We start from the raw sequence: 14117 nt of genomic DNA, 5'->3' as shown, positions 1-14117 counted from the left end.
GATTGATTATGTACGTTAGAAAGCGCAGACGCCCTGTATCAGAAATAAACGTGGTGCCATACATCGATGTTATGTTGGTACTACTGATTATTTTTATGGTTACCGCGCCACTTGTTACTCAAGGTGTCAAAGTTGATTTACCCGAAGCAGAAGCTCAGCCATTAGATGAAGAATCAAAACCGCCATTAGTCGCTACTGTAAATGCCGATGGACAATATTTTTTGAATTCGGGTGAGAGTCAACAAGAACCTATGTCTGCGGTAGACTTGGCCGTTATAGTGCAAGAGCATCTTAAGCGCGAACCCAATACTCCAGTCGTTGTTAAAGGCGATGGCGCGGTCGCGTATAGTGAAGTTGTGCAATTAATGGTGCTGTTGCAGCGGGCTGGCGCACCTTCTGTTGGGTTAATGACCACACCGCCCGAGGGTTAATTAGCAGAATGTCTAAGTTGCGGATAGCTGTTATTATCTCACTTTCTATGCACCTGGTTGTTGTAGGGCTGCTAATTGGTGGGTATTTTTCAACCACTCCTAAAGAGATCCCTAACCCATTCAATGCAGCGCCAATCATAGAGGCAAAGGTTGTAGACGAAACTCAGATACAAAAACAACTTCAAAAAGTGAAGGACGAGCAAAACGCTAAACGTCTAAAAGAAGAGAATAGATTAAAGGAAATAGAGCGTAAAGCCGCACTTGCAGAACAAAAACGTAAGCAACAAAAGTTGGATAAAAAGAAGGCTGAACAAGCTGCAGCAGCGGCAAGAGAAAAACAAAAGAAAGAAAAGGCTAAAGCTCAAAAGCTTGAAGAGGATCGCAAGCGTAAAGAACTGGCCAAGAAAAAAGCTGAAGCTCAAGCTAAACGTGAGAAAGAAAAACGAGCTAAGGAAAAACGCGAAAAAGAACAAAAAGCCTTAAAAGAAGCCGAACGAAAACGTCAAGAAGCTGAGCGTAAACGTCAAGAAGCTAAAGCAAAGGCAGAACAAGAGAAAATGCTAAATGAACAACTTCAAGCAGAACAGGCCGCTCGGCAAGCAAAAAGAAGCAAACAAGTGTTGACTGAAGTACAAAAGTATCAGGCGCTGATTAAGCAAACTATCCAAAGAAACTTGATTGTTGATGATGCAATGAAAGGAAAATCTTGTCGTTTGAATATTCGAATGGCATCAAATGGGTTGGTGACGCAAGTGACTGAGCTGGGTGGAAACACCATATTATGCCGAGCTGCAAAAGCTGCAGTGTTTAAATCTGATACGTTACCAGTGTCCAGAGAACCCGATGTTTACCAACAATTACGTGAAATTAATCTAACCGTTGAGCCAGAACTATAATGTTTAAAACCATGTCTATAACTAAGCAACTATTGCTTTCATTTTTTATTTTGTCTGTTAGTTTTCGTAGCTTTTCCGCGCTGGAAATTGTAATCACTGAAGGAGTAGATACGTCTCGTCCTATTGGTGTTGTGCCTTTTAAATGGGTTGGTGAAGGGGTTATGCCTGATAAACTCACCGATGTGATAGCAGCTGATTTGCGTCGCAGTGGTAAGTTTAACCCGATTAATTCTAGAGATATGCCACAATATCCCTCTGCTGATAAAGAGGTGGATTACAGCGCTTGGGCATCTAAGGGCATTGAAGCCGTGTTAGTGGGTAAAGTTGAACTAACTGGGATTGATAGATACACCGTGACCTACGAGTTAATCGATGTATTGCGTGGTCAAATTACCGGTGGTCAGTCTCAAATGTTAAGTGGCGGTAAGCTCATTTCAAGCAATGAACATGTTTTAGCTGCGAGTAAAATGACTATTTCGGGTAGTGACTTTAGGCGCCACTCCCATCGAATCAGTGATGTGGTCTATGAAAAATTAACTGGCGAAAAAGGTGCGTTTTTGACGCGTATTGCGTATGTCATTGTACGAGATAATAAAGTACACGAGTTACCTTTTCAGTTAGTCGTTGCCGATTATGATGGCGCTAATGAAACAACTTTATTGCGTTCACCCGAACCGTTAATGTCTCCTGCTTGGTCGCCAGATGGCACTAAGTTAGCTTACGTCAGTTTTGAAAATAAACGCCCACAGATTTTTATCCAAGATATTTATACGATGAACCGAACGCAAATGACTAGTTTTCCCGGAATTAATGGCTCACCAAAGTTTTCGCCTGATGGAAAAAAACTAGCAATGGTGTTGTCAAAAGACGGTAATCCTGAACTCTATGTGATGAATATTGCGAGTAAGCAACTTCGTAGGATAACCAAAAATAGAGCAATTGATACTGAACCAAGCTGGACGCCAGATAGCAAGAGCTTAATATTTAGTTCAGAACGGGGTGGTAAACCTCAGATATATCGAGTAAATTTAGCATCAGGCAAGGTTCGTCGCTTGACTTTTGACGGTGAAATGAACTTAGGTGGGACCATAACGCCAGACGGTAAACAAATGGTGATGGTCAATCGAACACGTGGAAATTACCATATTTCACGACAAGATTTGACTAATGGTAATCTACAGGTGCTAACTAAAACCTATTTAGATGAATCACCCAGTATTGCGCCAAATGGAAGTATGATTATTTACAGCACCTTACACCAAGGAAAGCAAGTGTTGTCTTTGGTGTCTTTGGATGGCAGATTTAAAGCACTACTGCCCGCGGCCGATGGTCAGGTGAAGGCTCCGACCTGGTCACCATTTTTACGATAAATTTTACACTTTTACTTAAATTCGATAAAAACAGGAAAAAAAGAATGCAACTAAATAAAATTTTAAAAGGGTTGGTTATAGCTCTTCCAGTTGTAACTATGATGGCTTGTACTTCAACAGATGATAGTGCAGCTAGTGCGGCTACAGAAGAAGCAAGAATTGCCCAAGAGCAAGCAGAAGCCGATCGCAAAGCACAAGAAGCACGTGATTCAATGGTTGAAGCGGGTAAAGTTGCACCTATGTTGACTCCTGCAGAAGAAATGAAACAAGAATTAATGGCGCTAGAAAATAATCAGTTGGTCTATTTTGATTTTGATAGAGCCAGTATTAGCTCTAAATACTATGGTATTTTAGATCAACACGCTGCATTTTTGGTTAAAAATAGCAGCCAGTCAGTTGTCATTGAAGGTCATTGTGACAGTCGTGGTACACCTGAGTATAATATTGCACTGGGTGAATCTCGTGCTAAATCAGTACAAACTTACTTATTGAATGCAGGTGTGAGTCCTTCACAAATATCTGTCGTGTCATATGGTGAAGAAAAACCTGTTAACAATGCTTCAACCGAGGCGGCTTTTGCAGAAAACCGTCGTGGTGTTTTGGTTTATTAATAATAGAAGTCTACTATGATGAAACGTACCTTGGCGATAGGTTTGCTAGGTTTATATGGAGCCGCAGTTATTGCGGCTCCTGCGCCTGTATCAGATGTAACCAGCGCCAGTAGTGACCAACGCATTACTGAACTCGAACGAAAATTTTCGGCACGAACAGAGGCGCAGCACCGTCAGCAAGAGCAGCTTGATGTAATGCAAAACGAAGTGAATGAGCTTCGAGGTGCAATTGAAGTTCAAAACTATCAGTTAGAGAAAATCCTTGAACGACAAAGAGAACTTTATCTAGAAATAGATAAACGTATCGAGTCCGTCAAAACTCAGCCTTCTACGATACCTAGCGCTGCGGTTAACCCTGTGGCCGCGACTCCTGAAGTGCCTTACTCAGCAAATGAAAATGAAGCTTATGACAAAGCGGTAAATTTGATCCTGAAAGATAGACTATATGATCAAGCAATCCCTGAGTTTCAATTGTTCTTGCAACATTTTCCTGATTCTAGTTATGTTCCCAACGCGCACTACTGGTTAGGTCAATTATTGTTTAATAAACAAGATTGGGCGGGTGCAGGCGAACAATTCAATTCGTTAATTACCAATTATCCAGACTCGAATAAAAGAGCTGATGCTACCTTGAAGTTAGGTATTACTGAAATGGAACGTTCTAATGCCGCTCGAGCTAAACAACTTTGGGAACAAGTTGTTGCAGAGTTTCCTGATTCATCTTCAGCTAAATTGGCTGAGAATCGACTTAAAGGTCTTTAATCAGAGTTTTTGAACGTTATTATTGTTTTCTGGTTTGACTCAATATTAGGTTTGATTGTTAGTTTTTTAATCTGTTTTGGTTTGCTGAATATACGATTGTTCGGTTTTTCAGCAAACAGTTCATATTATTGAAATAATAATGCCATTTGGGTTGCACTGAGATTTCAATTGAGTATTATATGCCGCCCTCGCAGTGAGGCGGAAAGAAAATTGAAAAATGGGTCGTTAGCTCAGTTGGTAGAGCAGTTGACTTTTAATCAATTGGTCGCTGGTTCGAATCCAGCACGACCCACCAATTTTCTTGAATCACACAAGTGAGCACTGTAATAAAATTTCAATAGATGGGTCGTTAGCTCAGTTGGTAGAGCAGTTGACTTTTAATCAATTGGTCGCTGGTTCGAATCCAGCACGACCCACCATCTTTTTACATCCTCTCGAAATAAAATTTTCAAAGACTCCAGTATTTGCATAGATGTATCTTGGATCGTGCCTGTTAAATATTCGCATATAGCGCGACATAACCTATTATCGGGTCGCCAATTGTTATCAATAAGTTGTTGCCAACTAAGCTTGGTTGAGAAGTCTAAGCAATGTTTCATTTCAGTTTGGTTTTAGCTATTTAGTTGTTTCAATTGAGTAATTTACAATTTTGTAAGATTGATCATGCAGTAAAATCAAACATAGATTACAATCAGCCTAATGGACGCAAAGATGGAGTAATTTATGAATGTAAAAGAATATGCAATAAATGCTGGAGATGTTTTTGTACTGCCTGAGGCGGTCGTGAAAGTTAAGCAATTAATAGACGATGAAACAACTTGTATTGAAGATATTGCAGAGGTCATTAATTACGACCCAGCTATCATGTCCCAAGTTTTAAAAATTTCTAACAGCGCTTTGTATAAATTCCCAAACACAATTACTACCGTTTCTAAAGCGATTCAGGTAATAGGTACAGGTTCAATTTATGATTTAGTGCTAGCTTACGGAGTGAGTAGAGCATTCCAAAAAATTAGCCCCGATGTGATCGATTTAGACCAATATTGGGAACAAGCAGTAAGTTGTGCGTTGTTATGTAAATACTTTGCCGAAGAGTTGGGCTTAAATGAGCCTGAAAAATTATTTGTGTGTGGATTATTGCATAATCTCGGCGAACTGGTGTTGGTAAAATTAGATCCAGAGAAAGCCAGCCAATGCGCGGCGATTTCTAGCGAAAACACACCTTTGATGCTGCAGAAAAAATACCTAGGCTTTCCCTATGCAGCGATTTCATCAGAATTGTTAAAGCTATGGGGGATACCCAGTGATATTGTAGAAACTGTGGGAAACACTCATGTCAGTGAACATAAAGCTAAGACCAATGAAGATAAAATCTTGCAACTTGCTTATCTACTAGCCCGTAATAATATAAACAGCGGGTATTATCCAATCCATGGCGATGTGAGCGAACCGATGTACCAGAGTTTAGGACTGGATATTGAGGCGGTTAATAATGCTCTAGACTTTAGCAATTTACAGTTAATGAGTGCGTTAGCTTTGTTTAGCCCGTCTTCACTGGCGATGTTTTAACTGACAGCCTGACCTCGTTCATATTGCTGTTTCTTAGCTAGGCAAATACAGTCACTACTTGTCTACTTATAGCAACAAGAGAGCCATGCTTATCCCATATATTAGCCTCGGTATGTGCATATCCATCAGCTGCTTGCCTAGTGTTGGCTTGATAAGCAATCCAGTCGTTTCCCGCGATGTTTTGATGGGGGTGAATGAATTCCAAGTTCCAACTCATAGTACTTGCCATGGCAGGCCAGCGTAATAATTGTAAAACCGTTGGAGGCCAAATATCTATTAACGCAATTAAATGGGCGTCACAAAACTCATTCGGTTGTTCTTTAAAGCGCATCCATCCATGTAAATCACTTTCTTTTTTGCCTGTGAATGGCCAACCGCCTTTGCTTTTGGCCAATTCGAAATTTCTAATAAATTTGGGGGTAACTTTTGGGATGTTGGGCATGCCGTTAGGCTTCAGTGGATACTCCATGGTGTGTTGAAGTTGATTCGGTATATGGATCTTTGATTGACGAGCCGTACCAAAACTTGCCTGACTCATTAATGCCACTTTGCTATCTTGGGTAATTCTGGCGACTACTTGAATAACGTTTTTTCCTTCGCGAAGTACCTCTATATTGATACCGAACTCTTTATCGGCCTCGATTGGGCCGATAAAGTTAGTGCTCAACGAACGTATTATTTTATCCGGACTAACGACTTCTCGCATTGCTTGATAGGCGAGAGAGGCGGAAATACCACCGTACAGCGTCCGACCTTGCTCCCATCCACTGCTAACCGATAGTCTCACGTCATCAATATTTGATTTAACTTGTTGTTTGACCGAATTTAGCAATATATCAATATGCATAATTTATTGTGGCTCCGTTAATCAGTTGTTAACCATAATATGGTCTGATCTGTATGCAATTATGATAATGCCTAGAATTCCTTTGATGATTTCATGTCTTTATGATTGAGCATAACTGCCTGTTATATTTACAAAAACTTAACAATTTTGCTTGAAATTACTAGCTTTCAACCCGTACCATGAGGAAAACAATAAACACCTAGTTCTAAGGATACGTAGATGGTAAGTGACCAAAAAGTGAGCGGCGAGTCTCCAGAAGCGCCCCCAGCAGTGTCGAATGGATATCGGAACTATGTTCTATTTATTTTAACGTTGATTTATGCGTTTAATTTCATAGATAGGCAAATTATCGGTATATTGTCGCCTTTTATCAAAGCAGACTTAGGCCTAGATGATGCGCAATTAGGTTGGCTTAAGGGTATCTATTTTGCCCTGTTGTATACGGTAGTGGGGATCCCTATTGCTTGGCTAGCAGACAGGTACAGCAGGGTTAATATAGTGGCAATTTCGCTGACTCTTTGGAGTGGTTTTACTGCTGCATCGGGATTAGCCGGAAATTTTGCACAATTGGCCTTTGCTCGTATCGGTGTGGGTATAGGGGAGGCGGGTGGTAGTCCACCTTCACACTCAATTATTTCCGATTTATTCCCCAAGGAGAAACGAGCCGGCGCATTGGCTGTTTACTCTATGGGTATTCCATTTGGGATAATGTTAGCTTTCTTTGCTTCGGCATTTTTTTTAAGAGGAGGGGAAGCCGATTGGCGCATGGTGATGATAGCGGTAGGCTTACCCGGGATAGCGCTGGCTATCTTATTAAAACTAACGGTTAAGGAGCCTTCACGAAGTGGCAACATGCAAACGTCTTCGGCACAGGGTAAGTCTTGGGAATCAATCAAAGCATTGTTATCCATTAAATCTTGGTGGGGAATGTGTTTCGCGATATCTTTTGGTTCTTTTGGTAACTACGCCATTTCTACATGGATGATTGATTTTTATGTGCGAGCTCATGCAGGTTTAGATATCACTCAATTTCTAATTGTCTTGGGGGTAATTAACGGCACGGCTTATGCCGGTGGGGTGTGGCTTGGTGGAGTATTGGTTGATAAATGGGGGAAAACCAATCGAGGCGCATATGGGTTAGTACCTGGATTGGCGTTATTAATTGGTGCGCCAGCCTATTACTTCTCACTGCAGATTGAGTCTCTTGAACTTTCTATCGCGTTAGTAACTGTGTTGCTCTTTACCAGTGGTTTCTATTTAGGACCCTCTTTTGCACTGGCGCAAACCCTCGCTCCGGTGAAAGTAAGAGCCATGTCGACTGCATTGTTTTTCTTTGTACTCAATATTATCGCTTTAGGTGGCGGTCCTACGTTTATTGGAATTTTGAGTAATTTCTACACAGAACAACATGGAGAAGTAGAAGCCTTGAGATTGTCGCTGTCTTGGTTAGCCGTACCCTATATCATGTCCATAGTTGCTTTCTTTTGGACTGCTAAACAAATTCCAGCTGATTGGAAAGCTGCAGAAATACGTAATGGCTAGTGTTACATGCTAGTCGGTAATGTGCCGTAGTTTTATTGGTTTGGTTTTATTGGTTTGATTTTTTTGTGTTTTAGATAAAATTTTCAAAATACAATTGTCAGGTTATATGACCCCAAAAGGCTCTCATCTGAGAGCCTTTATTAATTCAAATTAGTAGGTTTTAAATGACTGGATCCGCGAAAATCAAAATACACTTTGCCCATGCGAATGGCTTTCCCGCTGGCAGTTATCAACAAATATTTAAACAACTTCCAGATGATTTTGAAGTTCATGCAATAACTAAGTTTGCTCATTCTGAACGATTTCCCGTGAACCAAAATTGGGGAAATCAGGTCGCTGAGTTATCTGAGTATTTAACTCAAAACGTTTCGGGGGCCACTTATCTAGTTGGACATTCAATGGGCGCTGTGGTGTCTTTCATGACCGCTTGTGACAGACCTGATTTAATCAAGGGAGTAATATTGCTCGATCCACCGATCGCCTCTGGACTAGCTCGAATAGCCTTTAGATTGGTTAAATACTCTCCCTTAATTGATAAACTTTCTCCTGCGGGCAAGGCTAAAGTGCGTTGCCAAAGTTGGCCCCTAGGGACCGACGTCGTGGCATATTTTAAGTCCAAGGCGTTATTTAAACACTTTCAAATAGAATGTATTCAAGATTACGTAGCTGCTGCCATCGATGAGCGTGATGGGGAATTGCAGCTTAATTTCGACGCACAGATTGAAGCCAGTATATACCGCAACGTACCCCACAATCTGAATAAGTACTACAAACGACTTACGGTGCCCGGTTTACTGGTGACGGGTAGTCAAAGTGATGTATGCACACCGTCTTTTTTAGGCTCCTTTATTAAAAAAAGCAAAATTGAACATCAGATATTTGAAAGAGGAGGGCATATGTTCCCGTTAGAATATCCACAACAAGTGGCTAAGTTGATAAGCGATAGAATTCGTCTTTGGGAAAGTGTTAGTTGTTAGATCGAGTGGCAACAAAAAAGCCGCGTGGTCGCGGCTTAGTTATCAAAAATTGACGGGTAAGTTAGTGAGGTTAATATCCCACTTTTAGCCCTAACATTTCACGCGTCACTAAAACCACTCCTTTTTCAGAGACTCTGAAACCTCGAGCTAAATCTTCTTCACGGCTATGGCCAATGGTGGTGCCTTCAGGAACGACACAGCCACGATCAACAATAGCCTTTCTAATACGACAATTACGTTGTACTTCAACGTCAGGCAATAATACAGAGTCCTCAATTTCAGAATAGGAGTGAACTCTGACGTTTGAAAAGCAAATGCTTCGGCGCAGCGTTGCTCCGGATATAATGCAGCCACCCGACACCACTGAGTTGATAGCTGTGCCGCGGCGGTTATCTTCTTCCCAAACAAACTTCGCAGGCGGTAATTGTTCTTGATAGGTCCAAATTGGCCATTTTTTATCGTATAAATTAAGGGCTGGAACCGGTGCGACTAACTCCATGTTGGCTTGCCAAAAAGAATCCAAGGTACCTACGTCTCGCCAATAAGCTTCATTCTCGTCATCACTTTCGAATTGGAAAGCATAGACTGACCCTTCTTCGATAATAGATGGAATAATGTCTTTTCCGAAGTCTCGCTCTGAGCCAGATGTTTCTGAGTCTGCTTTTAATTGTTCAAACAAAAATTCAGTATCAAATACGTAGTTGCCCATTGATGCTAAACATTTAGTAGGATCATTAGGCAGAGGTGTAGGCTTGGCTGGTTTTTCTTCAAAACCAATCACTTTTAAGTTTTCATCTACCGACATCACCCCAAATTGCCCTGCTGCCTCTTCTATCGGCACTGGCATACAGCTTACGGTCATTTTTGCACCAGATTCGGCATGTTGAGCAATTAGATTACCGTAGTCCATTCGGTAAATATGATCACCAGATAGCACCATCACATATTTGGGTAATTCATCTCGAATGATGTCAATGTTTTGAAAAACTGCGTCGGCGGTACCTTCATACCAGTTATCCGAGAAACGCTGGGATGCGGGAAGAATTTCTACTGATTCGCCTAGTTCTTTTTTAAAGTGACCCCAACCTCTAACAAGGTGACGGATTAAAGAGTGAGATTTGTATTGTGTAACAACACCTACGTTTCGGATCCCTGAATTGATGCAGTTTGATAAAGGAAAATCAATTATTCGAAATTTCCCTCCAAAATACAGCGCGGGCTTAGCTCGCCAGTTAGTTAGTTCATAAAGCCTTGACCCTCTGCCCCCAGCCAAAATAAGTGCATAGGTTTCGCGTGTTAAATTACTAATATAGCGAGATGGTTGTTTTGCCATAAATTGTTACTCCATCGAAAATAAATTGCACAGTTTTTTTTCTCTTAACATTGAGTTTACACAACACAGGTCTTAACTCAATCCAAAACAAGTAAATTATGATAAGTTATTGATGAAAGGCTAACTTTTCGGATTTCTGTAATTTATTTAATATCAAGCTAGTCTAAAAAAGGAGTGAATATGTCAAAAGTTGCTATTTTGGCGTTCCAGAACATCGCTACGTTTGAACTCGCCTGTGCCATCGAAATTTTTGCATTATCACGCCCAGAATATGAAGATTGGTATCAAACAGATGTAGTCTGTTTTGAAAAAGGGCCGTTGCGGGCAACAGGTGAAATTACACTTAACGCTAATTCCATTCAAACACTAGATGGTTATCACACTTTAGTGATCCCTTGTTGGAATATTAACAATAAGCATGTTCGTCTTGATCTAGCGGAAAAGGTGAGGGCGTTTTCTGAGAATGGCGGGCGGATTATTAGTTTCTGCTCGGGGGCCTTTTTATTAGCTCAGATAGGTTTACTGCAGAATAAGCGAGCCACTACACATTGGCGTTATTCCGAGATTTTCAAACAGCGTTTTCCCTTGGTTAATTTTGTAGACGATGTGCTCTATACTCATGACCAAACAATCAGTTGCTCTGCCGGAAGTGCTGCGGCTTTAGACTTAGGAATTGATATTGTTCGGCAAGATTTCGGTCATGAGATTGCCAATCAAGTCGCTAGGCGTTTAGTCATCTCTCCCCATAGACATGGAGGTCAAGCCCAATACGTAGAAACTCCAATCGCTAAAAATACTGGCACATTTAGCGATACCCTTGATTGGGCAATTACGCATCTTAATCAACCGCTTTGTGTAGACGACTTGGCTAAAAAAGCGTGTATGTCTAGACGTAGTTTTGACCGACATTTTAAAAGTGCGTTAGGAATTAGTCCAAAAGCATGGATTAATCAGCAAAGAATCAATCTTGCTAAACAATTATTAGAAGTGGAAAATTTATCTATTGAACAGTTAGCTCAGAAAGTGGGATACGATAATGGCATTACCTTGAGGTTTAATTTCAATAAGTATGTGGGGGTGGCACCTAGCCAATATCAGTCTCAGTTTAGAATAAACTGATGTTTTTTACTCTGTAGAATAGGCAAATAACTAGTAAAACGACTTGAAATATCAACGGTTTACTAGTTAACTATCTGACAAATGGCGTAATATTACTTAGCTATTGGCAGAGGTGGTGAAATGGGACGTTTTACTGTGCACGGAAATCTTGAATTAGATGTTCAAGACAGAATTCTACTGATTGAAGGATGCGGACCCTGGAATTTGGAAGCCGTCAATGAAGCTTATAGTCGCTTTAAACCTCTGGTTGAATCAATGTATGGCAGTCCATGGGGCTCATTAGTTGAGTTTGGTGGAGATCCAATCTATGTCCCCGATGCGGCCAACTATATTATTAAAACAATCAAACACGAAATAAAGCAAGGTCATGTTGCAAGCGCGATTCTAGTTGGTGAGTCGAACTCACCAGAATTCGCAAAACGCCATCTAAGTGAGTTACATACAAAAGCTGGTGATGTATTCCGCTTTTTTTCGAATAAAGAGGAAGCGACTTGGTGGTTATTGCAAAAAATCACGTCAGCGCAACTTTCCCAATAGTGCCTAACTGATTTAGATAGTGCGTGATTAACGTTATTTTATGCTGGTCAGTCGATTTATTTAGAGATTCCCCCCTCATTTATCTAAAAATAATTAATCGGGGGAGGAATTTCAAATCCGACTTTTCTTCCAAGCTTGTAACAAGAGATATATACCCACCGCAAAAAACGGAATACTTAAGGCTTGCCCTGTATTGATAAGTAGTTCGCCGCTGTAGGCCGCTTGTTTTACCTTTACGAATTCAATACAAAATCTAGCGGTAAAGACTAAACATAAAAACGCTCCTAATAATGCCCCAGAGTGTTTTTTAATATTTGTAATACGGTATAACAATAATAACGCCACAAAAATACTTAAGTACGACAGTGATTCGTACAACTGTGCAGGATGCCGAGGCAACAGGTCAATGCGAGCGAATATTACAGCCCAAGGTACATCAGTTTGAATGCCTATTATTTCAGAATTCATGAAGTTAGCAAAACGAACGAAGAAACCAAACAAAGCCGTAGCGATTGCGAGCCTATCTAATAACCACAAATACTCTAGTTTGTATTTTTTCTGAAAGAAGTAAACGGCTAAAATAACACCTAAACCGCCACCATGGCTTGCCAGCCCTCCTTCCCAAATGGCGAGTATTTTAAGAGGATTACTTAGGTAAAACCCTGGGTCGTAAAATAAACAATGACCCAGTCTAGCACCGACAATAATGCCAACAACACAATACATGAGTAATGAATCAAGTAACGCTAACTTGACTTTTTCTTGTTGAAATATCCATTTCATAACTTGTAGACCAGCGAAAATTGCCGCAGCAAATAATGCGCCGTACCAATGTATTTTTAATCCAAATATTTCAAGTAATACTGGGTTTACATCCCAAGTAAAAAACGCCATGAAATCTGCCTTATGTTTGTTGATATGTAGTTAACTTGAATAGCAGCATTGTACCTGAATGGTTTTAATCAGACACTTGATAGTTTATTTTACTTACGTTTTCTTAAGCCAAGGCGAGGCGGATGACCAGTGATAACCACATAGTACGCGACCGCGCACAGTAATGAAAAAATAATCATACTGATACTCACTTTTTGCCAACCGTCAACAAATAACGTGTATAGCAACATGCCTACTACTAAAAGTGTTGGTGAGGCGGTTAAAGCAATCATCACTCTGACGTTTGCTGGTAGGGGAGTGCGAGGTGGATCATGTTCAGCCAAAAAATTTTCCTTATGCGGTTAAAGCGCAAGCCACTTTGGAACTTGATTGTCTACCTAAGACTTGCATCATATTTAATCCAGCCTGTGCTAGCTTCTTAAGATTGATGCCCGTCTTGATGTTCATTCCGTCAAGCATATAGACTAAGTCTTCTGTGGCGACATTGCCAGAGGCGCCTTTTGCATAGGGGCAGCCCCCTAAACCGGAAACTGCGCTATCTACCACCGAAATCCCTTGTTGCAATGCCATTAATATATTCGCCAAAGCTTGACCGTAAGTATCATGAAAGTGTACCGCTAATTTATCTACTGATGCGTGACTTAACACTGCTTCTAACATTTGTTGGGTTTTTAGTGGCGTGCCCACTCCAATAGTATCCCCCAAAGATACTTCATAACAGCCCATATCTAGCAGTTGTTTACTCACTTGAGCCACTTGCTGTGGACTAACGTTACCCTCATAGGGACATCCTAATACGCAAGATACGTAACCGCGAACTGGAAGCCGATGTTGTTGCGCCAATTTCATTACTGGCGTAAAGCGTTCAAGGCTTTCGGCAATTGAACAGTTGATATTTTTTTGGGAAAACGCTTCTGAAGCAGCAGCGAATACTGCAACCTCATCTACTTGCGCTGTTATGGCCTGTTGCAAGCCATGCAAGTTGGGAGTCAGTGCCGTGTAGCGTACTTTATTCTGGCGATCTATCTTGTGGAAAACTTCAGCGCTATCGGCCATTTGTGGGACCCATTTAGGCGACACAAAACTACCCGTTTCGATTACGCTGCAACCAGCTTCAGCTAGTTGTTCCACTAATTTTATCTTAGCGACTGTAGGCACTAGTGTTGGTTCATTTTGTAGACCATCTCTTGGACCCACCTCAACAATTTTCACTGACTTAGGTAACATTT

15 protein-coding genes and 2 tRNA genes are annotated in these 14117 nt (G+C 40.9%); 12 read left to right on the top strand and 5 right to left on the bottom strand.

Annotated features, from left to right (window positions below; all coding sequences use genetic code 11):
- Positions 1-8: 8 nt before the first annotated feature.
- The 8 genes from tolR to ABJK37_RS05925 all read left to right on the top strand — a co-directional run bounded on the left by tolR (position 9) and on the right by ABJK37_RS05925 (position 5639).
- Complete coding sequence (gene tolR, locus ABJK37_RS05960) at positions 9-431, top strand: protein TolR (RefSeq protein ID WP_348351099.1); 423 nt, start codon at positions 9-11, stop codon at positions 429-431.
- Between the two features lie 8 nt (positions 432-439).
- Entirely contained in the window at positions 440-1327 is an 888-nt protein-coding gene (tolA, locus tag ABJK37_RS05955; RefSeq protein ID WP_348351097.1) for a cell envelope integrity protein TolA, read from the top strand.
- Positions 1327-2697, top strand: a complete 1371-nt coding sequence (gene tolB, locus ABJK37_RS05950; protein ID WP_348351095.1) for a Tol-Pal system beta propeller repeat protein TolB — start codon at positions 1327-1329, stop codon at positions 2695-2697. Before tolA ends, tolB begins: the two co-directional genes overlap by 1 nt.
- Positions 2698-2741: 44 nt before the next feature.
- Positions 2742-3308, top strand: a complete 567-nt coding sequence (pal, locus tag ABJK37_RS05945; RefSeq protein WP_348351093.1) for a peptidoglycan-associated lipoprotein Pal — start codon at positions 2742-2744, stop codon at positions 3306-3308.
- Between the two features lie 15 nt (positions 3309-3323).
- Positions 3324-4070, top strand: coding sequence for a tol-pal system protein YbgF (gene ybgF, locus ABJK37_RS05940; RefSeq protein WP_348351091.1), 747 nt, complete (start codon positions 3324-3326; stop codon positions 4068-4070).
- Between the two features lie 219 nt (positions 4071-4289).
- Positions 4290-4365 (top strand) — tRNA-Lys (locus ABJK37_RS05935).
- A gap of 48 nt (positions 4366-4413) precedes the next feature.
- Positions 4414-4489: transfer RNA gene (locus tag ABJK37_RS05930), tRNA-Lys, on the top strand.
- Between the two features lie 304 nt (positions 4490-4793).
- On the top strand, positions 4794-5639 hold the full coding sequence (locus ABJK37_RS05925; RefSeq protein WP_348351089.1) for an HDOD domain-containing protein: 846 nt from the start codon (positions 4794-4796) through the stop codon (positions 5637-5639).
- A 37-nt stretch (positions 5640-5676) separates the two neighbouring features.
- Here ABJK37_RS05925 and ABJK37_RS05920 read toward each other — a convergent pair whose 3' ends face one another.
- Positions 5677-6486, bottom strand: a complete 810-nt coding sequence (locus ABJK37_RS05920) for a thioesterase family protein (protein ID WP_348351087.1) — start codon at positions 6484-6486, stop codon at positions 5677-5679.
- A gap of 219 nt (positions 6487-6705) precedes the next feature.
- Here ABJK37_RS05920 and ABJK37_RS05915 point away from each other — a divergent pair, with 219 nt between their 5' ends.
- Entirely contained in the window at positions 6706-8028 is a 1323-nt protein-coding gene (locus ABJK37_RS05915; protein ID WP_348351085.1) for an MFS transporter, read from the top strand.
- Between the two features lie 164 nt (positions 8029-8192).
- On the top strand, positions 8193-9005 hold the full coding sequence (locus ABJK37_RS05910; protein ID WP_348351083.1) for an alpha/beta hydrolase: 813 nt from the start codon (positions 8193-8195) through the stop codon (positions 9003-9005).
- Positions 9006-9075: 70 nt separating this feature from the next.
- Here the strand turns inward: ABJK37_RS05910 and glgC are convergent, their stop codons facing one another.
- A complete protein-coding gene (glgC, locus tag ABJK37_RS05905; protein ID WP_348351081.1) occupies positions 9076-10338 on the bottom strand; it encodes a glucose-1-phosphate adenylyltransferase in 1263 nt (420 codons plus the stop codon).
- Between the two features lie 180 nt (positions 10339-10518).
- Between glgC and ABJK37_RS05900 the strand changes: the two genes are divergently transcribed.
- Together ABJK37_RS05900 and ABJK37_RS05895 are read left to right on the top strand one after the other, a co-directional pair.
- Positions 10519-11457, top strand: coding sequence for a helix-turn-helix domain-containing protein (locus tag ABJK37_RS05900; protein ID WP_348351079.1), 939 nt, complete (start codon positions 10519-10521; stop codon positions 11455-11457).
- 120 nt (positions 11458-11577) lie between these two features.
- Positions 11578-11994 carry a hypothetical protein gene (locus ABJK37_RS05895; protein ID WP_348351077.1) on the top strand — a complete coding sequence of 139 codons (417 nt, stop codon included), beginning with the start codon at positions 11578-11580 and terminating at the stop codon, positions 11992-11994.
- A gap of 111 nt (positions 11995-12105) precedes the next feature.
- Here the strand turns inward: ABJK37_RS05895 and lgt are convergent, their stop codons facing one another.
- The 3 genes from lgt to ABJK37_RS05880 all read right to left on the bottom strand — a co-directional run bounded on the left by lgt (position 12106) and on the right by ABJK37_RS05880 (position 14115).
- Positions 12106-12888: a prolipoprotein diacylglyceryl transferase gene (lgt, locus tag ABJK37_RS05890; RefSeq protein ID WP_348351075.1), complete on the bottom strand. Its 783-nt coding sequence runs from the start codon at positions 12886-12888 to the stop codon at positions 12106-12108.
- A gap of 89 nt (positions 12889-12977) precedes the next feature.
- On the bottom strand, positions 12978-13211 hold the full coding sequence (locus ABJK37_RS05885; protein ID WP_348351073.1) for a hypothetical protein: 234 nt from the start codon (positions 13209-13211) through the stop codon (positions 12978-12980).
- A gap of 10 nt (positions 13212-13221) precedes the next feature.
- Positions 13222-14115, bottom strand: a complete 894-nt coding sequence (locus ABJK37_RS05880; protein WP_348351071.1) for a hydroxymethylglutaryl-CoA lyase — start codon at positions 14113-14115, stop codon at positions 13222-13224.
- Between the last annotated feature and the right edge of the window lie 2 nt (positions 14116-14117).

Source organism: Paraglaciecola sp. (genome assembly GCF_039964565.1).
Taxonomy (GTDB): Bacteria; Pseudomonadota; Gammaproteobacteria; order Enterobacterales; family Alteromonadaceae; genus Paraglaciecola.
The sequence above is the reverse complement of the archived record's forward strand: the minus strand, read 5'-3'. Positions and strand labels throughout refer to the sequence as shown.

What these genes read in the sequence shown, in the direction of transcription:
- tolR (WP_348351099.1), top strand. Translation starts at nt 9, where the DNA reads ATGTACGTTAGAAAGCGCAGACGCCCTGTATCAGAAATAAACGTGGTG.
- tolA (WP_348351097.1), top strand. Translation starts at nt 440, where the DNA reads ATGTCTAAGTTGCGGATAGCTGTTATTATCTCACTTTCTATGCACCTG.
- tolB (WP_348351095.1), top strand. Translation starts at nt 1,327, where the DNA reads ATGTTTAAAACCATGTCTATAACTAAGCAACTATTGCTTTCATTTTTT.
- pal (WP_348351093.1), top strand. Translation starts at nt 2,742, where the DNA reads ATGCAACTAAATAAAATTTTAAAAGGGTTGGTTATAGCTCTTCCAGTT.
- ybgF (WP_348351091.1), top strand. Translation starts at nt 3,324, where the DNA reads ATGATGAAACGTACCTTGGCGATAGGTTTGCTAGGTTTATATGGAGCC.
- ABJK37_RS05925 (WP_348351089.1), top strand. Translation starts at nt 4,794, where the DNA reads ATGAATGTAAAAGAATATGCAATAAATGCTGGAGATGTTTTTGTACTG.
- ABJK37_RS05920 (WP_348351087.1), bottom strand. Translation starts at nt 6,486, where the DNA reads ATGCATATTGATATATTGCTAAATTCGGTCAAACAACAAGTTAAATCA.
- ABJK37_RS05915 (WP_348351085.1), top strand. Translation starts at nt 6,706, where the DNA reads ATGGTAAGTGACCAAAAAGTGAGCGGCGAGTCTCCAGAAGCGCCCCCA.
- ABJK37_RS05910 (WP_348351083.1), top strand. Translation starts at nt 8,193, where the DNA reads ATGACTGGATCCGCGAAAATCAAAATACACTTTGCCCATGCGAATGGC.
- glgC (WP_348351081.1), bottom strand. Translation starts at nt 10,338, where the DNA reads ATGGCAAAACAACCATCTCGCTATATTAGTAATTTAACACGCGAAACC.
- ABJK37_RS05900 (WP_348351079.1), top strand. Translation starts at nt 10,519, where the DNA reads ATGTCAAAAGTTGCTATTTTGGCGTTCCAGAACATCGCTACGTTTGAA.
- ABJK37_RS05895 (WP_348351077.1), top strand. Translation starts at nt 11,578, where the DNA reads ATGGGACGTTTTACTGTGCACGGAAATCTTGAATTAGATGTTCAAGAC.
- lgt (WP_348351075.1), bottom strand. Translation starts at nt 12,888, where the DNA reads ATGGCGTTTTTTACTTGGGATGTAAACCCAGTATTACTTGAAATATTT.
- ABJK37_RS05880 (WP_348351071.1), bottom strand. Translation starts at nt 14,115, where the DNA reads ATGTTACCTAAGTCAGTGAAAATTGTTGAGGTGGGTCCAAGAGATGGT.